Source organism: Nostoc sp. (assembly GCF_036919575.1).
In the GTDB taxonomy this organism is placed as follows: domain Bacteria; phylum Cyanobacteriota; class Cyanobacteriia; order Cyanobacteriales; family Nostocaceae; genus Nostoc.
In genome coordinates, this window is sequence record NZ_JBALBY010000025.1 from 17369 (window position 1) to 40124 (window position 22756).

Below are 22756 nucleotides of genomic sequence, written 5' to 3' on the forward strand. Positions count from 1 at the left end.
TGTAAAACAAAATACAAACAAATTCACAACTTTGATAAGATTAGGCTCTAGTAATTTTAGTTAAAAGCTGTTTTTCGCCCACGCACTTCCAAATGTAGTTTCACAAAAAAAATGTGAATTTTTGACGTAGTGTAGTGCTTATAGTTTTGCTTTAAAAAACAAAACATCTAATTTAGGGCAATTAATAGCGCTAACTCCAATCAGGTAACAATATAAGACCTTTGAGAGGAGTTGGAATTGCCAAAACCAGTAGTACTGCTAGGTTATATCTGAAGTTTTCAGACCTAGCTAATCTTGTGATAACTTGGCAAATTTATATTCTACTGACCTTTTTCAATCAAATTTAAATACGTTGTCAGAGATAGATGAATATGAAAAGAATTGCGCTCACCGTTGGCATATTAGGTTTCGCGGTTGTTGGTTGCACAAATGGCATTCAAAATCACAACACTGCTACTAATACTGCTAACACTGCTACCAATATAAGTGCAGAGAGTCTTAGTACTCCAAATAGAAAATTGCAAACAATCGGCGTTGCTTTGGGTGACTTGGGCAATCCCTTCTATAATGCAGTGCAGAAGGGGGCTGAGACAGAAGCCAAGAAAATTGGGAATAATATCAGAGTTAATGCGGTTTCTAGTGCCTTTGATCTGAACCAACAAAGCAACCAAATCGAAAATTTTACGGCTGCAAATACTGACCTAATTATCCTCAGCGCTGTTGACAAAAAAGGAGTTAAACCGGTAATTGACCAAGCAAGGCTTGCAGGTAAAATTGTCATTGCAGTAGATTCAGCCGTCGATGCAGATGTGGATGCAATGATTAGCTCTAACAATACCCAAGCGGGAGAGATTGGTTGCCAATATATAGCCGATCGCATCAAAGGTCAAGGTAGTGTAGTCATTCTCAACGGGACTCCAATGGACTCAATCAATCAGCGCGTGAGTGGCTGCGAGAAGTCATTGTCCAAATATCCGAATATCAAACTCATCTCTAAAGAGCAAAACGCCGAAGGAACTAGGGATGGAGGACTGAGAGTGATGAGCGATTTGCTTACAACCTTTCCCAAAATTGATGCCGTTTTTGCCACTAACGATCAAAGCGGTGTCGGCGCAGATTTAGCAGCTAGACAAGCAAGACGTAAAGAATTTTTTATTGTTGGGGTTGACGGTTCACCAGATGCAACCAAAGCAATGGAAGATAAAGATGGTGTATTTGCTGCAACTGCTGCTCAAAATCCCGCAGGCATGGCCGAAAAAGCGGTTCAGATTGGCAACGATATCATCCAGGGCAAAAAACCTGAATCACCTAACATTCTGATTCCAGTCAACTTGGTTACTAGAGAAAACCTCAGCAGCTATAAAGGCTGGTAATTCATAATTCGTAATTCGTAATTCGTAATTACAACATACGGAAAAAGGCTTGATACAGGAAGGTTACAGTACTTGACCCTGTTTTTTTAAAATACATCAGTTTCAAATTTTGTGTAATTAAGAATGAGTTTTAGGAGATATATGAATGTGAAAAAGATTACGTTCACCCCTGGTGTTACGCTTCGCGTAATCGCAGCTAGCTTATTAGGTATCATCGGTGGTAGTATTGTCGGCTGTACAAATACTCCTCCCGATCGCAACACTGCTACTAACACTGATAGCAAACCTGCTACGAATATAAGTGCAGAGAATAAAACTGTCACTGGAAATCCAAAATTACGATCAGTTGCCTTTACTGTTGGTGATTTAAGCAATCCCTTCTTCGTCCTCATGGGACAAGCAACTGAGGCAGAAGCAAAAAAAATCGGCGGTAAGGATGTCAACGTTAGCGTCGTTTCCAGTGCCTATGACCTCAACCAACAAGCCAATCAAATTGAAAATTTCACTGCTTCTAATACTGACGTTATTATCGTAAATGCTGCTGATAAAAGTGGCATTAAGCCAGCAATTGAAAAAGCAAAACAAGCAGGTAGAATTGTGATCGCGGTAGATACAGGTGCTGAAGGAGGTGTGGATGCCACCATTACTACTAATAATGTCCAAGCTGGAGAAGTTAGTTGCAAATATATTGCTGACCGACTCAAAGGTAAAGGCAGTGTTGTAATAGTTAATGGCCCGCCAGTGGACTCGGTGATTCAGCGAGTTACTGGCTGCGAGAATGTATTATCTAAATATCCCGATATCAAAATACTCTCCAAAAACCAGAATGCAGAGGGTAGCCGGGATGGAGGACTCAGAGTTATGACTGATTTGCTCACAACCTTTCCGAAAATTGATGCTGTTTTTGCCATCAATGATCCGAGTGGAGTTGGCGCAGAATTAGCAGCTAACCAAGCACAACGTAAAGATTTCTTTATTGTTGGGGTTGATGGTGCGCCAGAAGCAATAACTGCGATCGCAAATAAAGATGGTTTATATGCGGCGACTGCTACTCAAAATCCGCGAGGGATGGCCGAAAAAGCAGTTCAAGTTGGCAACGACATCTTAAATGGGAAAAAACCAAGTAGTTCTACCATTTTGATTCCAGTTAAGTTGATCACAAAAGATAACGTCAGCACAGAAAAAGGCTGGTAAATAATAAAAATTGTGAATCCTTTGATGCATTTGTAAAGTTTTCGCACATACCTATAATCTCCGGCGGTTTTCGCTTAAGTTAAATACAAAACCTAACCCCCAGCCCCTTCCCTACAAGGGAAGGGGAGTAAAATTCAAAGCCTCTCCCCTTTTAGGGGAGAGGTTTGGAGAGAGGTCAAAACTCTATGTACTGCAATCGAGAACCGCTATGTATGTGCATCAGTGGAAAGTCTGAGTACCTATTTCTAGTACTCAGACTTTCCCAGATAATCTCCATCAACTAACGTTAACAACGAAGTATGAAAATAGGGAGCATTTCAGTTTTGCAAATATACCAGATAAGAAACAATATTCTTGCTCCCTCTCCTTACCAAGGAAAGGGTTGGGGTGAGGTTTTACAAGGCTTTTTACACTCGTTGAGATGCCCCCTATTTTCAAACTAGTAATCGCTTTTTAAAACATGATTTTGTGATCAGATTATGAGTTGATTAATTCCTAACTCACAAATGCGAATTTTAAATTTTTTTTACAGGGTCTGCTCATGACAACAAGTATTGAAACCTCATTTCCTGATGCACCAACTAGCACCCCAGTGTTAGAAATGCAAGGAATTACAAAACGATTTCATGGTGTATCTGCGCTCCAAAATGTTAATCTGACGATTTATCCGGGAGAAGTTCACGCCCTCATGGGTGAAAACGGAGCAGGCAAAAGCACATTGATGAAAATCCTGGCTGGGGCTTACATTGCCGATGAAGGAGAAATTCGCATCAATGGTCAAACCTTGAAAATTACCGATCCGGCGACAGCACGTAAGTCGGGTATTAATCTCATTTATCAAGAACTGAATGTTGCACCGAATTTAACCGTTACCGAAAATATGTTTATGGGTAGCGAGTTGCAGCGAGGTCAGTTTTTAGACCGCAAAGGGATGCAACTGGAAGCAGAGGAAGTGCTGGAGAGCCTTGGAGCCAATTTTACAGCACAGACTGTAGTTGGTACCTTATCGATCGCAGAACAGCAGCAAGTAGAAATTGCGCGGGCGCTGAAGGATAAAAGCCGCGTTTTGGTGATGGATGAACCAACAGCAGCACTATCTGACCGCGAAACCGAGCATTTGTTTCACGTAATTCGCAAACTGCGGAGTGATGGCATTGCCATTATTTACATCAGCCATCGCATGGAAGAAATCTATGCCTTAGCTGACCGGATTAGCGTGTTGCGTGATGGTCAATATATTGGCAGTCTCACACGCAGTGAAATTTCTCCACAGCGATTAGTGCAGATGATGGTCGGTCGCTCCATGCAAGACTTTTATGAACATCAACGGCAAATGAATCCTGGCCCAGTCGTGCTGGAAGTCAGAAATATGAGCGACGCGCGTAAGAAGATTGAGCCGGCTAGTTTTAAAGTTCATGCTGGAGAAATTGTTGGTTTAGCAGGGCTGGTTGGTGCAGGACGCACAGAACTATCGCGGCTGATTTTTGGTGCAGACCGCAAGGCCAGTGGTGAAGTATTTTTGAATGGTAAAAAACTGGAAATTAATACGCCCAGTGATGCCATTGCTGCGGGAATTGGCTACGTCCCAGAAGACCGCAAAGATCAAGGTTTATTTCTGGAGATGAGCGCCCGGAAGAATATTGCTATCAACACACTCAAGCAGGATGCAAAGGTTGGAATTGTTAATTGGGCTTCAGTTAATCGCCTGTCAACAGACGCGGTGGAAAACTTTAATATCCGCCTGGCCAATTTGGAAATTAGAGCGCTCGATCTTTCTGGTGGTAATCAACAGAAGTTACTGCTAGCGCGTTGGTTAGCTATAAAGCCGAGAGTACTGATGTTAGATGAGCCGACACGCGGCGTAGATATCGGTGCCAAAAGCGAAATTTACCGAATTATGAGCGAATTAGCAGCGCAAGGTGTTGCTATTTTAATGGTTTCCAGCGAACTATCGGAGATTGTCGGCATGAGCGATCGCGTCTTAGTGATGCGAGAAGGACAGCTGGTAGGCGAACTGGATGGCAGTCTTGGTAAAGAAATCACCCAAGAAAAGATTATGCACTATGCAACTGGAGCATCGGAGGTATTAGCATCATGAGTCAAACAGTCAGACCGCCCAATAAATTAGCCAACAATCCCATATTCCGCAACCAGAAATCAATTAGCACTCTCCTGGAAGTTGCGGGTATTTTGCCAATCCTAGTAATTATCTGCATCTTATTTGCATTCCTTTCTCCCAACTTCCTCACCGGCGGTAACATCGTTAACATCTTGCGTCAGGCATCAATCAATATTGTGCTGGCGACCGGAATGACCTTTGTGATTCTCACCGGAGGTATTGACCTTTCAGTTGGGTCAATCTTAGCTGTTTCTGCGGTAGTTGCGTTGCTGGTATCGCTACTACCGGCTTTAAGTTGGGCGGCTGTGCCTGCTGCATTACTGGCAGGATTGTTTTTAGGCTTACTCAACGGTGCCCTCATCACCTTCTTAGATGTACCACCTTTTATTGTTACCTTGGGTTCACTGACTGCCTTGCGAGGTGTAGCCTTTTTGGTTGCCAAGGGGACAACGCTGATTAACCGGGATATCAATTTTGCTTGGGTGGGTAATAGTTATGTCGGTCCCCTTCCTTGCCTAGTAATCATTGCGCTACTGACTGTAATCGCTAGCTGGTTTGTGTTGCGACAAACTGTTTTAGGAGTGCAGATATATGCAGTTGGTGGTAACGAGCGGGCAGCGAGATTAACTGGAATTAAAGTTAATCGTGTCTTGCTATTCGTCTATGGTATTAGTGGATTACTGGCAGGTTTAGCCGGAATCATGAGTGCTAGCCGTCTTTATAGTGCTAGTGGCGTATTAGGTCAGGGTTATGAATTAGATGCGATCGCAGCTGTTATTCTAGGTGGAACCAGCTTCACAGGTGGTATTGGTACCATTGGCGGCACCCTTCTAGGTGCATTAATCATTGCTATTCTCAACAACGGTTTAACCTTGTTGAACCTATCTTACTTCTGGCAACTAGTCGTCAAAGGACTAGTAATTATTTTGGCAGTAATGATTGATCGGTTACGCAGACGTTCCAGACGGTAAAGAATTAATTTCTTTGGGAATTGGGCATTGGCCACTTGTACTGAGCGTTGTCAAAGTATTGGGCATTGAGAATAGAGGATGAGTCTTTGAACTCCATTAATCAGTCTTTGAACTCCATTAATCAGTCTTTGAACTCCATTAATCAGTCTTTGAACTCCATTAATGAGCCTTTGAACTCCATTAATGAGTCTTTGAACTCCATTAATGAGCCTTTGAACTCCATTAATGAGTCTTTGAACTCCATTAATGAGTCTTTGAACTCCATTAATGAGTCTTTGAACTCCATTAATGAGCCTTTGAACTCCATTAATGAGTCTTTGAACTCCATTAATGAGCCTTTGAACTCCATTAATGAACCTTTGAACTCCATTAATGAGCCTTGGAACTCCATTATATGAACCTTTGGTTTCTACTCTCCTACCCCCCACTCCCCACTCCCCACTCCCCACTCCCCACTCCTTATAACTATGTCTTCCACTACTATTCGTCGTAAATCCAACACATTTTATGTAATTTTGATTGCTGGTGCTGCGGCACTCGGCGGGTTTCTATTCGGTTTTGACACCGCAGTTATCAACGGCGCGGTTTTATCTATAGCAAAAGCTTTTAACATCAGTAGTTGGTTAACAGGGCTAGCAGTGTCCCTAGCGTTACTGGGTTCTGCGGTAGGAGCCTTTTTTGCCGGACAGATTGCAGACCGTTATGGTCGAGTCAAGGCAATGGTAGTTGCTTCGGCGTTGTTTACTATCAGTGCCATTGGCTCTGGGATGGCCTTCACTATCTGGGATTTTATCTTTTGGCGAGTATTGGGTGGGATTGGAATCGGCGTTGCTAGCGTCATCGCGCCAGCTTACATTGCCGAATGTTCTCCCACCCATTTGCGCGGAAGGTTAGGATCTCTGCAACAATTAGCGATCGTAGTAGGAATTTTCATCGCCTTATTGACCGATTACTTTATTGCTGTGTCAGCAGGTTCAGCAGACTCGCCGTTTTTGTTTGGGATTGCAGCCTGGCGCTGGATGTTTTGGACAGCAGTCCCACCAGCAGTATTCTACGGGATGGTGGCTTTTACAATTCCTGAATCCCCCCGTTACTTAGTTGCCAAAGGACGCGAGCCAGAAGCTACTAACGTTCTGACCAAGATATTGGGGGGTGATGTCCTGGCAAAAATCGAAGAAATTCGGCAAACAGTGCTTCAAGAGCGCGAACCCAAGTTTTCTGACCTCTTAGGCAGAAGTGGCGGACTCCTCCCCATTGTTTGGATAGGAATAGGCTTATCTGTATTACAGCAATTTGTTGGTATTAATGTAATCTTCTACTACAGCAGTGTTTTGTGGCGGGCAGTCGGGTTTTCCGAAAAAGATTCTTTAACAATCACAGTGATTACAGGAGCCGTAAATATTATTACAACATTGATTGCGATCGCCTTCGTAGATAAATTTGGTCGCAAGCCCTTGCTCATACTAGGGTCGATTGGCATGACCTTCACCTTGGGGACGATGGCTTCTATTTTTGGCACTGCTCCCCTAGATGCTGCTGGGAACCCCAATCTCACCGGAAGCGCAGGTACCGTGGCTCTCATCGCAGCCAACCTCTATGTGTTTTGCTTCGGTTTCTCCTGGGGTCCAGTAGTTTGGGTGCTATTAGGAGAAATGTTTAATAACAAAATTCGAGCTGCTGCACTTTCAGTTGCTGCTTCCATGCAATGGGTTGCCAACTTCGTCATTTCCACAACATTTCCTCCCATATTGCAATATTTCGGTCTAGGTTCTGCCTATGGACTTTATACAATTGCGGCGGCTATCTCATTCTTTTTCATTCTCTTTTTTATTAAAGAAACCAAAGGAATTGAGTTAGAAGATATGTAATTAGTAATTCGTAATTCCTAATTCGTAATTCGTAGTCTCACAGTCCTGATTTTGCCACAAATATTATCACAGGTTAAGGGAGCTTGTAGTAAGTACTTTAGTGCTTAGACAAGGGCTAGTACAACACGGCGTAAATAAACCTACCATTTCAAACAGGCACAAGCCTTGATATATAGCGTTTCCTAATCACATGAAGTACATCATAGTCCCCTCCTCGCTTGCGGGGAGGGGGTTGGGGGTGGGGTTCTTGTACCTCACAAGGCCGAGAAGCGCTATATCAATCTTTTGACTTTTGACTTTTGACTTTTGACTTCCGCCTTGCGGTACTAGAGCCACCCACTACGAACTTCTCAAAATTAATTTGGTGAACTAAATACAAACTCTCGCTTCAGTCAATCAGTAAAAAGATGGAAACTATCAATACGGCTCTTTGTTCTTATGGTGTGTCCGGCATGGTATTTCATGCGCCGTTCATTGATTTGCATCCCGGATTTAAATTAGCCGGTTCTTGGGAAAGATCCAAAAAACTGATACAGCAAGATTATCCTGGAGTAAAAAGCTATCCTTCTTTGGAAGCATTGCTAGCAGATGATCAAGTGATATTAGTGGTAATAAATACACCCACTTATACCCATTACGATTATACTAAACAGGCTTTGCTTGCAAACAAACATGTAGTGGTAGAAAAAGCATTTACCACAACGGTAGCAGAAGCCAAAAACCTGAAAGAATTGGCACACAAACAGGGAAAGAAATTATCTGTATATCAAAACCGCAGGTGGGATAGTGATTTTAAAACAGTTAAAAAAATTGTACAGGAGGGCTTGCTGGGTGATATTGTTGAAGCAGAATTTCAAATTCAAAAATATAAACCAACCCTCAGTCGTAAACAACATGTAGAAATTCCAGGTTGGGGGGCAGGAACATTAAACAATTTAGGCCCGCACTTAATAGATCAGGCTTTGCATTTATTTGGGATGCCTGATGCTATTTTTGCAGACATCCGCATCACTAGGCTGCGATCGCAGGTAGATGATTATTTTGAGTTGATACTATACTATGACAAACTGCGCGTCAAATTAAAAGCAAGTTTCCTTGTGCGTGAGCCTACGCCTGCCTATATCATACATGGTACTAAGGGTTCTTTTCTGAAAAGCAGGGCTGATAAACAAGAAGAGTATTTAGTAGCGGGTATGAAGCCTAACACACTTGATTGGTATACAGAGCCGGAAAGTGAATATGGCTTACTTCATACAGAAAAAGACACAAAAGTAATTCGGGAAAAAGTAAAAAGTTCACAAGGCAGTTATTTAGGTTATTACGATGCAGTGTACAAATCAATTGTTGATAATCAGCCAATTGCGGTTACTGCCGAAGACGGAATTAATGTAATGAGAATTATAGAAGCGGCGACTAAAAGTAGCAATGAGCAAAAAGTCATAGCGTTACTTTAAGTAAGCTAAAACCTCAACTTAAAATATGTAACTTTCATGCTGATTAGCTCATAACCTAATACAGTTGAGTTAAGCGTTTATTCCTTCTCTTCCTTCTCTTCCTTCTCTTCCTTCTCTTCCTTCTCTTCCTTCTCTTCCTTTGCGTTCTTTGCGTCCTTAGCGGTTCGTTAAAAAAATTTACTTCGACAAAGAGTTAAGCCTTAACTAAAGCGTATTGGCTCATAATCTCGAAGCTTTGGTTCGAGTGTAATCTCTTTAGTTAGAAAGTCAGAATTCAACCATTTTCAAGTAATAAGTCAATGATTAAAATTCTTTTTCATAGTTTTTTTATCTTATTTTTGGCAATTCCAGCAGTTTGGGCAGCACCTCAAAAAGATGATTCCAATGCAGCAGATGCTAATACAAATTTGCAGGGGCAAGTCAATTCTGTTTCCCAGTTTTCTGATATCAAACCGAGCGATTGGGCATTCCAGGCGCTGCAATCGCTAGTCGAACGTTATGGCTGTATTGCCGGTTATCCTAACGCAACCTATCGCGGCAATCGTGCTTTGAGTCGTTACGAGTTTGCAGCTGGTTTAAATGCCTGCTTAGACCGGGTGAATGAATTAATTGCTGCGGGTACTAGCGATTTAGTCAAGAAAGAAGATTTGGCAGTGCTGCAAAATTTGCAAACAGAGTTTGCGGCAGAATTGACAACTCTGCGTGGGCGGGTGGATACGCTGGAGGCACATACAGCAACGCTAGAAGGGCAGCAATTTTCCACCACTACCAGACTGAATGCTCAAATTATTACCGCCATTAGCGATACCTTTGGTAATAGGGTGGGTGGAAATCGCAATGAATCCGGTATCTACTTTGCAAACCGGGGTCGTCTAAACTTTGAGAGCAGTTTCACCGGCAAAGATTTGTTGCGAGTCCGGCTGGAGTTTGGCAACTTTACGAATTCCAATGGTACAAGCCAAATTGCCGCAGCCACAGGCACAGGGATGACACGCCTGAACTTCGATTATGATAGCAACAATACACTTTTAGTTCCCCACATTCGTTACTACTTCCCAGTCAGTGATTCTCTTAACTTCGTTGTTGGTCCCACAGGCATTGGTTACACCGATATTTCAACCACCGTCACTCCCGCCACAATCGCTGACGACGGCAATGGCGTTCTCTCACTTTTTGGGTCATACAGTCCCTTATTCCGGCGAGGTGGCGGCGGTGCAGCCGCTAACTGGAACATTAGCAAAGACTTGATTCTCACCTTGGGCTATTTAGCAAGCAGTCCCAATGTCCCATCGGCTAGCAACGGCTTGTTTGATGGCGGCTACAACGCCCTGGCGCACTTAGCTTATTATGGTAAGCAAGGAGCTATTGGTGTGGCCTACTCTCATGGCTATAGCCCTGCTGGAGTAGTCGATATCGCTGCTGGGACGGGTAGTGTCCTGTCAAACGCTCCCTTTGGCAACAACATTGCTACTTCCAACGATATTGTCGGCGCACAGGGATTCTATCGCTTCTCCCCGAATTTCCAAATCCATGCTTGGGGTGGATATATCTGGGCAAATGCCAAGAACTCTGGTTTGAGTGATATTTCCAATGGCAGGGGTGGAAGCGATTCTCTATTTGTTAACAGTGGTGACAATGCCAATGTCTGGTTTGGGGCGATTGGGATGTCGTTTCCAGATGTGGGGGGTAGGGGTAACTTGCCAGGAATTCTCTTTGGTATACCGCCGCATGTCTCTAACAGTAATGTCCGTCAAGACCGAGACAACACTTACCATATCGAAGCATTCTATCGCTACCGACTAAATGATAACATCTCAGTGACTCCTGGTTTTTGGGTGATTCTTAACCCGGAAAACGACAGCAGAAATGATCCGCAGTATGTGGGTGTGATTCGCACAACCTTTGATTTTTGAAGAAGAAGTCAGAAGTCAGAATTCAGAAGTCATACCGTTTTACTTTAATAATGATACAAATACCTTGGTAGGGGCACAGCATTGCTCATTGGTGTCAACTTAACGTTAAAAGGGCGGTTAGAAACCGCGTCTACACAGGCAAAACCCACCTCCGTGGGTTAAGAAACCTTAAGAAACCTTAGTCCGCGCAGGCGGACTTCGTTTGTGTAGCCGCGAATTCTATTCGCCCGGTCTTGCTCTTCTGAAATCTCTACTGTGGGCTTGAGTTATACCTGGGACATTGACTAATATTTCAACAACTTTTTGAGCGATTTGAGAAATACTGGTAGCTATTTCTGCTTCAGTATTCCATTCTTCCAGCCAATCTATTCCTTTTTGACTTAAGCGAAAATCTTCTTTTACAGCAAGCTTCTTATTCACTAAACTAGACAAATTTTTTAAATACAAAATAACCGCAATAATATATAAAATAGGCTTGGTAATTCTACGTGTAATCCTTGCAACTATTTGATTTGACATATTAACTATTGCCTGTTATGACAATAGGATTCCTAGTCCTTAACTATAAAAATTCTCTAAATGTAAAAAATCAGTAATAATACGTGAAAATACTATTTAAACCAAAATAACCCGCGATCGCGCAAATTGTTAAGCATTAGTTACAACCTAGTAAATTGCGTTAACGCATCCTACTTACTGTTGGTTCTGGAAGTGGATCACCTACAGCTTCGTAAGCAATAATTAGAGACTCTAAGGCTTCAATTCCATTTACCACAGCCAACTCGTAAGTATCCCCATGAGTCCGCCAGCGTTGTCCTTGAAAATCAGGGAATCCTACTAAAAAACAATCATCTTCCTCAGACCACTGAATAACCATTTGGTACTTAAGCTTACTCATCTTCTTTTTTTCCTTCTACTTCCTCAATTGCCTGTTTTACTTCCTTCTCTTGGTAGCGTTTAGCATCTGCTCCATCTTTGCCTGAAATCGTGATTTTTCCACTATAGAGGGGATGCACCCAGTTGGTGTGACTGCCTTTTCGTGGGACTTCTGTAAAACCTGATTGACAAAGCATTTGCTTCAGTTACCGGATTTTCTTTGGCATTAATTTTCTTAAAAAATGCGATCGCCACAGTCAGAAACAATGGGTCAAAGTTTCTTGCTGTCTATCCAAAAAATCTAATCAATAACAGGAGGCAATACGCTTGGGTTAAGGCTAAAACTCTTTATCAAAAGTCAATTTAACGTAGACGCAAAGCGGCTTCCCGCAGGGTACCGCAGAGGCGCAGAGGAAACAGAGAGAAGAAAAAAATGCTTAATCCAAGGGTATTGTAACAGGAGGGACATTACCAAGTTGGGTCGCTAAACAAATTAATCGTCAATTCCTCGCGTGGCGGTACTGCGGTGATACAAGCGCGGATGATCTCTCCATCCTCTAATTCGACGGTGCAAGCGTGACAAGATCCCATGAGACAACCTGTGGGAATAAATACCCCAGCCCGATCTGCTACATCTAACAGGGCTTCTCCCACTTCGGCATCTACTGTGACATCATCTGGTAAAAAGTGGACACGAACAATCATCAATAATTACGCATTTAATTGAGTATTGTCATCGAACAGAATTCAGAAGTCAGGAGTCAGGAGTCAGAATGAATTCTGACCGAAAAAGCGGATGAATAACCGGGTTTAAGACCCCACCAAATCTACGATTTGGTGGTCAACTTTCGTAGTGGCGGGTCCCAATCCCTGACTGAAAGATTGGTGAATTCTGAATTCTGAATTCTGCATTCTTCTTCAAGCACTTTAGTTTAAGACAAAAACAGACTTAAGTCTAAATGGCTTTCAACCTCAGTGGCTAGGGAGTCCAAAATCTGCTCTCGCTGTTCCCGGTAGTTAGCAACACCTGTGGGCAAAGATTTTAAACCCCTCTGTTGACGAAGGCGATTTAACCAAGCCCGTCGCCAAGGTCCATTGTCAAAAAGCCCGTGCAGGTAACTTCCCCACACCGATTGACAACTATCTACTAACCCTAAATTAATATCGTCAAATAGGGCATGGTAGGATTCGGGATCTATGCCTTGCTGTTCAATGCGCGATCGCCCTTGGTGGATTTCAAAGCCATTCACTGGCAAGCCCTGTTGGGGATAATTTGAGGTAACTTGGCGTTGACGAGCAATTTTTTGTCCTGTAATTACAGTTCTAATTGGTAAAAGATTTAACCCTTGAAATCTACCAGCTTGTCCCTCTATCCCTTCTGGATCAGCAATGATTTGACCGAGCATTTGATAGCCGCCACAGATACCTAAAACCGTTCCACCAGAAGCAGCATAGTTTTGGATAGCTTCTGCCATACCGCTTTTTTGCAGCAGTAGCAAATCAGCAATTGTGGTTTTTGTTCCTGGGATAATCACGGCATCAGGATGTCCCAAATCTTGCTTAGGACTGAGGTATTTTACTGAAACTGTACTTTCTGATTCCAGTGGGTCAAAGTCGGTGAAGTTGGCAATTCTGGGTAAGCGGATGACAGCAATGTTGAGGTCAGTTTGGGCTTTATTCGACGATGATTGACGTTCTAGTAGGTCAAGAGAGTCTTCTGCTGGAAACACATCTTGTAAGTAAGGTATAACACCGATAACGGGGATACCTGTACGTTCTTCTAACCATTTTATTCCCGGATCTAGGAGCGATCGCTGTCCTCGAAACTTGTTAATTACTACACCCTTAATTAAGGCGCGTTCATCTGGTTCTAATAACTCTAAGGTGCCAACGACATGGGCAAAAGCACCACCCCGATCAATATCAACTACTAACATGGTTGGCGCATTTAAATATTTTGCCACCCGCATATTAGTTAAGTCGCGGTGTTTGAGGTTAATCTCTGCTGGACTACCGGCACCTTCACAAACTACCAAGTCAAATTCTGTACCTAAATGCTGTAGCGATTCTTCAATTGCCCGCCACCCTAGCTCAAAATATTGCTCGTAGTAATCTGAGGCACTCACTTTGCCTACAGACCTACCTTTGATAATTACTTGGGAAGTCATATCCCCTTGGGGTTTGAGTAAAATTGGGTTCATTTCTACCCAAGGCACGACTCCCGCAGCCCAAGCTTGTACTGCTTGGGCATAGCCAATTTCTCCACCACTGGCAGTGACATAAGCATTTAAAGCCATGTTTTGACCTTTAAAGGGAGCCACTCGCCAGCCACGCCGCGACAGAATGCGACAAATAGCTGTAGTTAAAAGTGATTTCCCTGCATGAGATGTTGTCCCCACCACCATAATTGATTTCATAGTCGCTATTAGTTAGTTTTTCCAGATACAGGATGAATTTTTAGGAGCAAACAATAGGGGAGCAGGGGGAGATGGGGGAGATGGGGGAGATGGGGGAGATGAGGGAGATGAGGGAGATGGGGGAGATGAACTATATACGATGCCCAATGCCCAATGCCCAATGCCCAATGCCCAATGCCCAATGCCCAATGCCCAATGCCCAATGCCCAATGCCCAATGCCCAGCATCACAAATTTTAGTCAAATGATTATGGTAAAGACTTCATGAATAGATGTGATGTTTCCGTATATATTGTTCCCTTTGATTGCCTAATCCTAACTCTTTGGTTTTTTTTTCTAAAAAGGTATCCGCAACCAACGAATCACAGCATCATAGAAACGATCGCGCCATGAAGGAGTCCGCCAATTTTTTCCCTGATATTGTTCCACCAACTGCCGTCCCAAGGGAGTGAGGCGAAAACTATCTGTAATTCCTTGCCCATCGACTTCTCGCCGCAATACACCCACTTGGATCAGCCAGCCCAAGGCGTTGTCACAGGCTAATTCTGATAAAGGGCGTTTAGTATAGCCCTGCTTGAGTCCATTTTCCAGAGCGATCGCACTCAATGACACACTCTGATGTCCCATGACTTCAAATAAAGATAGATTAAAGGGTGAACACACTAGCGATCGCTCGGCTCTTTCTACTGTGCTTTGAGGATAGACAAAAATATTTGGGTTTTGGGAATCAACGGCAGCCATTGTGTATGGGTAGAAATTTTTCTTCTAATAAGATTTATTTAAGGATATATTTTTTCTTGTCCCAGCTACCTGATTTAACCAAAATTAGTTATTTAAACTAGAGTTATGATATTTTTCAATGAGAAGGAGTCAGAATTCCGAATTCAGAATACCCCAGCAGTCAAGTCAGGGGTTTCGGTCACGGAAAGAATTTAATATCACGCGCGTTTCAAATCGCTTGCTCTAAACCTCGATTCTCCATCCAGTAGTTCGGCAGAGCTACGTAACCATCGTACAGAATCCATTCTGGATTCAGGCGGATGTATTCTGAATTCTTCTTCGGTAATTATTTTAATCAATAATGTAATGTAAAATTTCAAGTGCATCAACAATCTCAAACAGGAAAGGTTAATTATGTCTCTAGCAGTTGGTACGAATGCACCGGCATTTACCGCCAAAGATACAAACGGCAACACAGTCTCGTCAGCTGATTTTGCCGGAAAGACGGTCGTTTTGTATTTTTACCCCAAAGATGACACGCCAGGCTGCACCAAACAAGCCTGTAGTTTTCGGGATGCCCAGTCTCAATATCAAGGTAAAAATGTTGTCATCTTGGGAGTGAGTGCAGATGATCAAGTCTCCCATCAGGCATTCACCCAAAAATATAATTTGAATTTTCCCCTACTGGCTGACAGCGACAAATCCCTGATCAAAGCTTTCGATGTGGATGGCGGCGGTTATGCCAAGCGCGTTACCTACGTAATTGACCCCTACGGCAAAATTATCCATGTTGATAGTGCTGTAAATACCACCACCCATGCTAGCGATCTTTTAGCTGCACTTGGGCTGTAGTTTTTTACCTGATAACTAAGGATTTTTTAAGAGCGTAGTCTCAACCCCAAACCCTAAAGGCTTGGGGTTCTTTGTTTGAATTCAGTTACCTGATGGTGGTGTAAGCGATCGCGGGGTAAGTGATGGTTGTATGATGACCGATGGGGAACCGGGAGTTGCTCGTTGTTGACCTGGAATTAGTTTTTGTTGCCTTGCTTTAAAGGCTGCTGCTGCTGAGTCTAATTCTTCGTTCTGTTGGTCAGAATTCCAGTTGAGAGTTCCGAAATTCGCCCGATGAACCAAGTCAAGCATATTGAAATTGTCTGAGTTTGAACGGGAGAACGGATCGGTATTTTGGTCTGTTGTACTAGTACTGGGAAAAGCATCTGCTGGGCTGCTGACTTGAGCCGAACTTGGTTGAGCCATCAGCAAGGAAGCAAAGCTAATTCCGGCCACGGTAGCTACAAAGAGTCTAGTAATTTGTAAAAATGGTTTTTTCATGGTTTTTTGACCCTAAAATTGCTCTATTTTATCTTAAGCAAGAGTCCGACGCAGTTGGGGTTGAATACTCAGCAAGGCGACAAGGGCAAAGCCAAACAACACCAGCAACGCTCCCCCAAAGGTAACATTACCCCAAGGAGCCTGCATGACTACACTACCTAATCCCCAACTGTTATGAAGATAAAGATAACGAATTGGTTCGATCGCATAGCTGAGAGGATTCAGGGTAGCTACAACCTGCAACCACTGAGGCATGAAGGATAGAGGTGCCAAAGCAGTACTAGCAAACAATAATGGCAGGTTAGTGACAAAAATCACTGCAATCAATTCAATGTGTCCGGGTAGGGTAAAAGCTAAACCGAGAGAGATGGCTGTTACACCCAAAGCTAAGAGAAAGACAATTAGAGCGATCGCACTTAAACCCGCTACATCTGGTAGTCCAGCCCCCAAAAACGCCGCCGCCGCTACAATCACTGCTGCTTGCAGCAAACTTTGGCTAATGATGAAAATTGCCGAAGCAAAAACAATGGAAAACCGCGATGCTAAGGGTGCTACGAGTAAACGATTCAAAAAGCCGAACTCGCGGTCAAACATTACGGGTAAACCAGCATTCAGCGCCCCAGCAAAGGCTGTAAACACAATTATGCCAGCGGCCAAAAATTGTCCATAATTTGTTGTATTGCCAAATATACCTTTAGGTGCATTTTGGAACAAAGCCCCAAATAGCACTAACCACATCACTGGTTGAATAATTCCAGCAACCAAAGATGAGGGACGGCGTTGCAACTGAATAAACAAGCGACGAGTTAAAGCCAACGTCTCTTGTACCAATTCACCGAAAAAGTTAGGTGCAGCATTAGCGTCAATTTGTGGTAATGTCGCTGGCTGCCAATTGATATCAGATTTAGGAGTAACGCTCATAATTAATTGGGGAGTGGGGAGTGGGGAGTGGGGAGTGGAGAATTGCGAGTGGGGAGTGGGGAGTGGGGAGTGGGGAGTGGAGAATTGCGAGTGGGGAGTGGGGAGTGGGGAGTGGGGAGTGGAGAATTGCGAGTGGGGAGTGGGGAGTGGGGAGTGGGGAGTGGAGAATTGCGAGTGGAGAATTGCGAGTGGAGAATTGGGACTGGAGAATTGGGACTGGAGAATTGGGACTGGAGAATTGGGCATTGCTGATTACCTGTTATTTTTTACTATTCCCTACTCCCTACTCCCCACTCCCTACTCCCTATCCCCTATCTCATATTCTGCTTTTTCTCAGCCTTGGGATCGCGGATGGCAACTGCTGCGAGTTCTGCATCCATCAGTGTGCGTCCTGTCGCGGCGAGGTAAACGTCATCGAGGCTGGGGCGAGATTGGGCGATGCCAAATATGGGCAAGCCAGCAGCATTCAGCGCTTGCTGTATGTTAATCAGACCGTCATTCTGAGGTGTTACCACCAAGTTGAGGGAATTACCTTGAGCGCTGTTGATGATCACTTCTTGCACAAATGGCAAAGGTTGCAGGAGGTTTTTCGCTTTTTCAGCTTCTTCAATGGCGGAAAACTCGCGGATTCGCAAGGTGATGCGATCGCCCCCGACTTGATCTTTTAATTGTGAAGGTGTACCACTAGCAATCACAACGCCCCGATCTATAATTGCCACACGATCGGCTAGAGCATCAATTTCTTCTAAGTAATGGCTGGTAATTACTACCGTCGTCCCAGAGGCGCGTAATTTTCTCAGGAATTCCCATACCACAAAACGGGTTTCTATGTCAAGCCCTACAGTTGGCTCATCCAATACCAAAACATCTGGTGAATGGAGCAATCCAGCAGCCAAGTCTAGGCGCTTGCGTAAACCGCCAGAGTAGGTTCCGGTTTTTTTATTGGCGTATTCTTGCAAACCGAGTAAATCTAATACTGTCTGAATGCGCTGTTTGGCGATCGCGCCTGGGAGGTGATAAAGTGCTGCTTGTAATTGCAGCAGTTCTTTTCCAGTCAACACCTTATCTATAGCGACTTCCTGAGCTACATAGCCTAGTCGTTGTCTTGCTACTTTCGGATTATCCAACACAGAGATCCCAGATACTTCGATTTTGCCAGCATCTGGTGTGGTCAGTGTACACAAGGCACGCAAGGTAGTAGTTTTACCAGCACCGTTGGGGCCTAGTAAACCAAAGATTTCTCCTGGTTCTACCTGAAAGGAAACATCTTGGACGGCGACAACTGTACCGTAGCGCTTTTGCAGATTTTGAATGAAAACGGCGGGAGCCATGACAGCTTATCCCCAACTATACAAATCTCAATAAAGTCTATCTTTATTGTAGAAGGTAGGGAGCAAGGAAAGAGCGCATGAGCGAAAATCTCTAAAAAATTCGCGTCATACGCCATGCTGCCAAAAATTTCTGATTATTTTAAGCAAGTTGCTTGATTGCGTTTGTGGCGAAATAAACCAAATACTACAGCAATTAATCCTAAACCGGGCAGATTTGCAGGCTCTGGAACCTGAGTACGAATAGGAGGCTTAGTGTAGTACTGAGTTGGCAGATCCGGCAGATCACCATTAAACAGATAATTGTGAGACTCGCCATTTCCTGTCAAAGAAGCTACTACCACGTTGCCGTTAACTTGACCGTTAGTGAAATTGAAATTAGCCAAAGGAGCAAGAATACTACCTAGTATACTGATCGCACTGGCAGTTATGTTTGTCGCTTCATAGAAGTTGTAGATCACCTTTTGTTTATCTGTGCCTTGGATATTGAACCCAAAGTTTTGCAGCGACACATCCTTACCACTGATATTGACAACAATAGTCGAATTTGCGTCCCCTTTGATTTGAAAATCGTTTGTCTTGGAGACAGATGAGCCTGCAAGATTAAAAACATTGAAAGCAGTACCACTGCCACTAAGGTTAATACCACCCCAAGATTGAACTGTTGTTTTACCAGTAGGAGTTAAGGTTGCCAAATATTGAGATAGCCCTCGCAATTCTTTCCCGGCTTCATTGAAGTCAATGGGATTACTCTTGCTAAGAGTTCCCTGTGGAAATCCCTCATTGCTGGACACATTGGCACTACCTCCGTAGACAGCATTACCGTGGTTGACTTGACCATTACTCAGAGTTAAGTTTTGTCCAGCTACTACTACGTTGCCGCTATTGTTAGAAAGTTTACTTCCCAGTCCGCCGACGAAATTCACGTTACCGCCAGCAGCAAGTTTTCCTTCAATATCTGTATATTGTTGAGAGATATCTCCTAAAACAAATACATTGTAATCAGAGGCAGCGCCTAACTCAACGGCATTCGCTCTTGCTGAGAAACCCAGCGCTAGAGTGACTACAATCGGAGCTACTACTACTCCCCAAATATCATAGGTTTTTGATTTCATCTTTTGATTTATGAATGAATCATCAACATCATGCTACGGGTATAAATCACAGATGGCATAAGTCTGCTACCTATTTTCATTGAAGTTTCATATCTGGCAGCATTAGTGTGTGTTTTTACTTACATTCTCCGTTGAGGCGTAGATTTACTGTTGACTGCATTAATTAAATGTTTATCAACAATAATTCAGGAGTTATGAGTTAGGACGTTTTTTCACAACTTTCAAAGTTTTCAGGCTAGTGTCATTGCAACCACTGATAAATCCCCCCTTTGCCTGAATTTGTTGCAGGTAATCAAGGACAGATTTGGTGATGACTTCTCCCGGCATTAACACGGGAATTCCTGGGGGATAGGGACAGACGATTTCGGCACAGATGTGTTTATTAGTCTGTATCAAAGGTAGTATTTCACTGACAGCAAAAAAGGCTTCACGGGGAGAACAACATAAAGCATGACACTGTGTAGTGAAAAGATCCTGCCAAAGATGGCTTTTAACAGTCAAGTTGGTTCGGCGATATTCTTTGGCAAGGGTGGTAAAACCTTGGACTAATTGCTCAATATCGGCTGGGGTGTTGCCCAAACTAATGATCGAGGTGAGATGTTGCAGTGAGGCGAATTCCGCAGTGACAGCAAATTTCTCATCCAGAATTTCATCTGCCTCAAATCCGGTTAAGCCTAAACCAGAAACAGTCACAGTTAGCCGTGTTTTATCTAAAGCCAGAAAGCCGGGAGATTTCCCCAACCGAGGCATTTTCAAAACTGATAATCCCGGAATTTCGCTGATTCTCGTTCTCGCTTCCTCAGCAAGTTGCAAAGTGCGAGACATCAGCATTTTTCCCTGGAGTGCCATTTGCTGACGCGCTGCATCTAAAGAAGCTAAAAGTAAATAACTAGGACTGGTAGATTGTACAAGTTGCAAAGCTTTACTGATGCGATCGCTATCTATCCGATTACCTTGGATGTGCAGCATTGATGCTTGTGTCATCGCACCGAGTACTTTGTGAATGGATTGTACAGTTAAATCGGCACCTGCGGCTAAAGCTGGAGTGGGTAATTCTGGATGAAAGGCAAAGTGTGCGCCGTGTGCTTCATCTACGAGTAGAGGGATATTATATTGATGTGTAATGTGAGCGATCGCATTCAAATTTCCACAAACGCCGTAATATGTGGGGTAAACTGTCAACACTGCTTTCGCGTCGGGATGCTGTTGGAGTGCAGATTCTACAGCATGGGGCGTGATGCTGTGGGCAATATCTAAAACTGGATCGTATTCAGGATTAAGAAAAATGGGTATTGCACCGGAGAGAATTAAACCAGCGATCGCAGAAGAATGCACATTCCGAGGCAAAATAATTTTATCACCCGTGCCACAAGTAGCGAGAATTGCTGCTTCAACACCACAGGTTGAACCATTGACAAGGAACCATGTTTGCGAAGCGCCAAAAGCCTCAGCCGCTAGCTGTTGTGCTTCTTGAATAACGCCTTGGGGTGCAAAGAGATTATCTAAATCTGCTAATTCGGTTAAATCAGCGCGAAAGACAGCTTTGCCAAGTAAATCAGTCAAGGGTTGAGATATTCCCTCACCTTTTTTATGTCCTGGAGTGTAAAAAGGCGCATGAGGTCTTGCTGCATTGGCTTTTAAGGCATCTAATAGAGGTGTTTGGTTTTGATTGAGCATTTTGGGAGAAACAAACCGCAGAGGCGCGGAGGACACGGAGGAAGAAGAATTCAGAATTCAGAATTCAGAATCCAGAATTCAGAATCAAGACGCTCTCTACGAGACGATACGCGTAGCTTGCTTCTTTGCAGGAGTACGCGGACTCGCTATTGCTACGCTATCGAGTGGGGGTCTTAAGCCTGGATTGCTAAATATTAATGCTTTGGGCATTAAATAACGCTGTGTGCAACTTTCTCTCAAACCTAACCCTCAACCCCTTCCCTGCCAGCGTTGGGGAGCAAGAATCAAAGCCTCTCTCCGCTTCGGGGAGAGGAATGGAAGCGGGGTTTCAAGAATAAGTCGCACATCGCATTAAATAAGTATTTAATAGAATTTAGAAGCTGTAACTATTCATTTTGTGTTATTTCAAGGTTTTCTCAACTTAAACAAACCATTTGGCTGGACTTCCCACGACTGCGTAGCGCGGGTGCGAAAACTGTTGCGCCTCAAACGTGTCGGACATGCGGGAACCTTAGATCCAGCAGCTACTGGGGTGTTACCGATCGCACTTGGTAAAGCCACAAGATTATTGCAATATCTCCCAGAAAACAAAGCTTACAAGGCTACCATTCGGCTGGGTGTACGTACTACAACCGATGATTTAGAAGGCGAAATCATCACTTCTGGATCTTGTGCTGGATTGAGTTTAGCAGAAGTGAAAACTGCACTGGCACAATTTGAAGGCAAGATTGAGCAAATACCACCGAGTTTTTCTGCAATCCAAGTGAATGGTCAACGTCTCTACGACTTAGCACGCCAAGGGAAAACGGTGGAAGTTCCAGTGCGAACAGTGGAAGTTTTTCAGATAGATATTTTGGACTGGAGAGAAGGAGATTTCCCGGAATTGGATGTGGCGATCGCCTGTGGTTCTGGTACATATATTAGAGCGATCGCTCGTGACTTAGGTGCAATCTTAGAAACTGGTGGCACTCTTGCAGCTTTGATCCGCACTAAAAGCAGTGGTTTCGATTTAACAGATAGTCTCACTTTGTCAGACTTAGAAACTAAACTCCAAGCCGAGACATTTCAACCTCTTGTATCTGATGCAGCATTGAAACATTTGTCATCCGTGACTTTACCAGCAACATCTGCTCAAAAATGGTGTCAAGGTCAGCGAATTTCTCTAACTTTCGATGTTTCTGAAATAGTGCGAGTTTATGATCAAGAAACTCGCTTTTTAGGTATTGGGCAATTACAAGACGAAGTGTTGATTCCCCAAATGGTTTTTGAACCGATTTCTTAAAATCCTCAAAGCAGAATTAGCTGTATGACACAATTAGAGGAATAAGATGATCGAACTACTATGACAGAAAGGTTAGACTGAATTGAAGTAGACGTAGGTTGGGTGGAGCGGAGCGCAACCCAACATATATCAGGCTGTTGGGTAGAGGCTTTGCGTAACCCAACCTACAATTTTTTTGCAACATTTTAGCGTAGACA

The 22756-nt window shown here is 43.6% G+C and carries 22 protein-coding genes; 9 read left to right on the plus strand and 13 right to left on the minus strand.

Annotated elements, in window-relative coordinates; genetic code table 11:
- Positions 1-371 precede the first annotated feature (371 nt).
- The 4 genes from V7K27_RS07920 to V7K27_RS07935 all read left to right on the plus strand — a co-directional run bounded on the left by V7K27_RS07920 (position 372) and on the right by V7K27_RS07935 (position 5657).
- Positions 372-1373 (plus strand): substrate-binding domain-containing protein, encoded by a 1002-nt coding sequence (locus tag V7K27_RS07920; RefSeq protein WP_334945963.1) that lies wholly within the window; start codon positions 372-374, stop codon positions 1371-1373.
- 141 nt (positions 1374-1514) lie between these two features.
- Complete coding sequence (locus tag V7K27_RS07925) at positions 1515-2567, plus strand: ABC transporter substrate-binding protein (protein WP_334945965.1); 1053 nt, start codon at positions 1515-1517, stop codon at positions 2565-2567.
- 541 nt (positions 2568-3108) lie between these two features.
- Positions 3109-4665: a sugar ABC transporter ATP-binding protein gene (locus V7K27_RS07930; protein ID WP_334945967.1), complete on the plus strand. Its 1557-nt coding sequence runs from the start codon at positions 3109-3111 to the stop codon at positions 4663-4665.
- On the plus strand, positions 4662-5657 hold the full coding sequence (locus V7K27_RS07935) for an ABC transporter permease subunit (protein WP_334945969.1): 996 nt from the start codon (positions 4662-4664) through the stop codon (positions 5655-5657). Before V7K27_RS07930 ends, V7K27_RS07935 begins: the two co-directional genes overlap by 4 nt.
- Positions 5658-5707: 50 nt before the next feature.
- Here the strand turns inward: V7K27_RS07935 and V7K27_RS07940 are convergent, their stop codons facing one another.
- Positions 5708-6106: a hypothetical protein gene (locus V7K27_RS07940; RefSeq protein ID WP_334945970.1), complete on the minus strand. Its 399-nt coding sequence runs from the start codon at positions 6104-6106 to the stop codon at positions 5708-5710.
- Between the two features lie 18 nt (positions 6107-6124).
- Between V7K27_RS07940 and V7K27_RS07945 the strand changes: the two genes are divergently transcribed.
- From V7K27_RS07945 to V7K27_RS07955, 3 genes are all read left to right on the plus strand, one after another.
- Complete coding sequence (locus V7K27_RS07945; RefSeq protein WP_334945972.1) at positions 6125-7525, plus strand: sugar porter family MFS transporter; 1401 nt, start codon at positions 6125-6127, stop codon at positions 7523-7525.
- 407 nt (positions 7526-7932) lie between these two features.
- Complete coding sequence (locus V7K27_RS07950) at positions 7933-8979, plus strand: Gfo/Idh/MocA family oxidoreductase (protein ID WP_334945974.1); 1047 nt, start codon at positions 7933-7935, stop codon at positions 8977-8979.
- Between the two features lie 299 nt (positions 8980-9278).
- Complete coding sequence (locus V7K27_RS07955; protein WP_334945976.1) at positions 9279-10892, plus strand: iron uptake porin; 1614 nt, start codon at positions 9279-9281, stop codon at positions 10890-10892.
- 219 nt (positions 10893-11111) lie between these two features.
- Here V7K27_RS07955 and V7K27_RS07960 read toward each other — a convergent pair whose 3' ends face one another.
- From V7K27_RS07960 to V7K27_RS07990, 7 genes are all read right to left on the minus strand, one after another.
- Positions 11112-11411, minus strand: coding sequence for a hypothetical protein (locus V7K27_RS07960; protein WP_334945978.1), 300 nt, complete (start codon positions 11409-11411; stop codon positions 11112-11114).
- 160 nt (positions 11412-11571) lie between these two features.
- The gene (locus tag V7K27_RS07965) at positions 11572-11790 is read right to left on the minus strand and encodes a type II toxin-antitoxin system HicB family antitoxin (protein WP_334945980.1); all 219 of its coding nucleotides are present in this window, start codon (positions 11788-11790) and stop codon (positions 11572-11574) included.
- A complete protein-coding gene (locus tag V7K27_RS07970; RefSeq protein ID WP_334945982.1) occupies positions 11783-11965 on the minus strand; it encodes a type II toxin-antitoxin system HicA family toxin in 183 nt (60 codons plus the stop codon). The genes V7K27_RS07965 and V7K27_RS07970 overlap by 8 nt, the downstream gene beginning before the upstream one ends.
- A 271-nt stretch (positions 11966-12236) precedes the next feature.
- Positions 12237-12473: a 2Fe-2S iron-sulfur cluster-binding protein gene (locus tag V7K27_RS07975; RefSeq protein WP_118161629.1), complete on the minus strand. Its 237-nt coding sequence runs from the start codon at positions 12471-12473 to the stop codon at positions 12237-12239.
- Positions 12474-12700: 227 nt separating this feature from the next.
- The gene (cobQ, locus tag V7K27_RS07980; RefSeq protein ID WP_334945984.1) at positions 12701-14185 is read right to left on the minus strand and encodes a cobyric acid synthase CobQ; all 1485 of its coding nucleotides are present in this window, start codon (positions 14183-14185) and stop codon (positions 12701-12703) included.
- Between the two features lie 12 nt (positions 14186-14197).
- Complete coding sequence (locus V7K27_RS07985; RefSeq protein WP_334945986.1) at positions 14198-14428, minus strand: hypothetical protein; 231 nt, start codon at positions 14426-14428, stop codon at positions 14198-14200.
- Between the two features lie 92 nt (positions 14429-14520).
- Positions 14521-14925, minus strand: a complete 405-nt coding sequence (locus tag V7K27_RS07990; RefSeq protein WP_334945988.1) for an Npun_F0494 family protein — start codon at positions 14923-14925, stop codon at positions 14521-14523.
- A gap of 393 nt (positions 14926-15318) precedes the next feature.
- Here V7K27_RS07990 and V7K27_RS07995 point away from each other — a divergent pair, with 393 nt between their 5' ends.
- A complete protein-coding gene (locus V7K27_RS07995) occupies positions 15319-15756 on the plus strand; it encodes a peroxiredoxin (protein ID WP_334945989.1) in 438 nt (145 codons plus the stop codon).
- An 81-nt stretch (positions 15757-15837) separates the two neighbouring features.
- Here the strand turns inward: V7K27_RS07995 and V7K27_RS08000 are convergent, their stop codons facing one another.
- From V7K27_RS08000 to V7K27_RS08020, 5 genes are all read right to left on the minus strand, one after another.
- On the minus strand, positions 15838-16236 hold the full coding sequence (locus tag V7K27_RS08000; protein WP_334945991.1) for a hypothetical protein: 399 nt from the start codon (positions 16234-16236) through the stop codon (positions 15838-15840).
- Positions 16237-16269: 33 nt separating this feature from the next.
- Positions 16270-17157: an ABC transporter permease gene (locus V7K27_RS08005; protein WP_334946034.1), complete on the minus strand. Its 888-nt coding sequence runs from the start codon at positions 17155-17157 to the stop codon at positions 16270-16272.
- A 311-nt stretch (positions 17158-17468) separates the two neighbouring features.
- Complete coding sequence (locus V7K27_RS08010) at positions 17469-18488, minus strand: ABC transporter ATP-binding protein (RefSeq protein WP_334945993.1); 1020 nt, start codon at positions 18486-18488, stop codon at positions 17469-17471.
- A 134-nt stretch (positions 18489-18622) separates the two neighbouring features.
- Positions 18623-19600: a choice-of-anchor A family protein gene (locus V7K27_RS08015; RefSeq protein WP_334945995.1), complete on the minus strand. Its 978-nt coding sequence runs from the start codon at positions 19598-19600 to the stop codon at positions 18623-18625.
- Between the two features lie 192 nt (positions 19601-19792).
- A complete protein-coding gene (locus V7K27_RS08020) occupies positions 19793-21277 on the minus strand; it encodes an aminotransferase class I/II-fold pyridoxal phosphate-dependent enzyme (RefSeq protein ID WP_334945997.1) in 1485 nt (494 codons plus the stop codon).
- A gap of 397 nt (positions 21278-21674) precedes the next feature.
- Here V7K27_RS08020 and truB point away from each other — a divergent pair, with 397 nt between their 5' ends.
- Positions 21675-22559: a tRNA pseudouridine(55) synthase TruB gene (gene truB / locus V7K27_RS08025; RefSeq protein WP_334945998.1), complete on the plus strand. Its 885-nt coding sequence runs from the start codon at positions 21675-21677 to the stop codon at positions 22557-22559.
- Positions 22560-22756: the final 197 nt, after the last annotated feature.

Coding starts and splice junctions, on each gene's coding strand:
- V7K27_RS08005 (WP_334946034.1), bottom strand. CDS start 17,157: ATGAGCGTTACTCCTAAATCTGATATCAATTGGCAGCCAGCGACATTA.
- V7K27_RS07935 (WP_334945969.1), top strand. CDS start 4,662: ATGAGTCAAACAGTCAGACCGCCCAATAAATTAGCCAACAATCCCATA.
- V7K27_RS07920 (WP_334945963.1), top strand. CDS start 372: ATGAAAAGAATTGCGCTCACCGTTGGCATATTAGGTTTCGCGGTTGTT.
- V7K27_RS07960 (WP_334945978.1), bottom strand. CDS start 11,411: ATGTCAAATCAAATAGTTGCAAGGATTACACGTAGAATTACCAAGCCT.
- V7K27_RS08015 (WP_334945995.1), bottom strand. CDS start 19,600: ATGAAATCAAAAACCTATGATATTTGGGGAGTAGTAGTAGCTCCGATT.
- V7K27_RS07990 (WP_334945988.1), bottom strand. CDS start 14,925: ATGGCTGCCGTTGATTCCCAAAACCCAAATATTTTTGTCTATCCTCAA.
- V7K27_RS07965 (WP_334945980.1), bottom strand. CDS start 11,790: ATGAGTAAGCTTAAGTACCAAATGGTTATTCAGTGGTCTGAGGAAGAT.
- V7K27_RS08020 (WP_334945997.1), bottom strand. CDS start 21,277: ATGCTCAATCAAAACCAAACACCTCTATTAGATGCCTTAAAAGCCAAT.
- V7K27_RS07975 (WP_118161629.1), bottom strand. CDS start 12,473: ATGATTGTTCGTGTCCACTTTTTACCAGATGATGTCACAGTAGATGCC.
- V7K27_RS08000 (WP_334945991.1), bottom strand. CDS start 16,236: ATGAAAAAACCATTTTTACAAATTACTAGACTCTTTGTAGCTACCGTG.
- V7K27_RS07925 (WP_334945965.1), top strand. CDS start 1,515: ATGAATGTGAAAAAGATTACGTTCACCCCTGGTGTTACGCTTCGCGTA.
- V7K27_RS07930 (WP_334945967.1), top strand. CDS start 3,109: ATGACAACAAGTATTGAAACCTCATTTCCTGATGCACCAACTAGCACC.
- V7K27_RS07945 (WP_334945972.1), top strand. CDS start 6,125: ATGTCTTCCACTACTATTCGTCGTAAATCCAACACATTTTATGTAATT.
- cobQ (WP_334945984.1), bottom strand. CDS start 14,185: ATGAAATCAATTATGGTGGTGGGGACAACATCTCATGCAGGGAAATCA.
- V7K27_RS07950 (WP_334945974.1), top strand. CDS start 7,933: ATGGAAACTATCAATACGGCTCTTTGTTCTTATGGTGTGTCCGGCATG.
- V7K27_RS07970 (WP_334945982.1), bottom strand. CDS start 11,965: ATGCTTTGTCAATCAGGTTTTACAGAAGTCCCACGAAAAGGCAGTCAC.
- V7K27_RS07955 (WP_334945976.1), top strand. CDS start 9,279: ATGATTAAAATTCTTTTTCATAGTTTTTTTATCTTATTTTTGGCAATT.
- V7K27_RS07995 (WP_334945989.1), top strand. CDS start 15,319: ATGTCTCTAGCAGTTGGTACGAATGCACCGGCATTTACCGCCAAAGAT.
- V7K27_RS08010 (WP_334945993.1), bottom strand. CDS start 18,488: ATGGCTCCCGCCGTTTTCATTCAAAATCTGCAAAAGCGCTACGGTACA.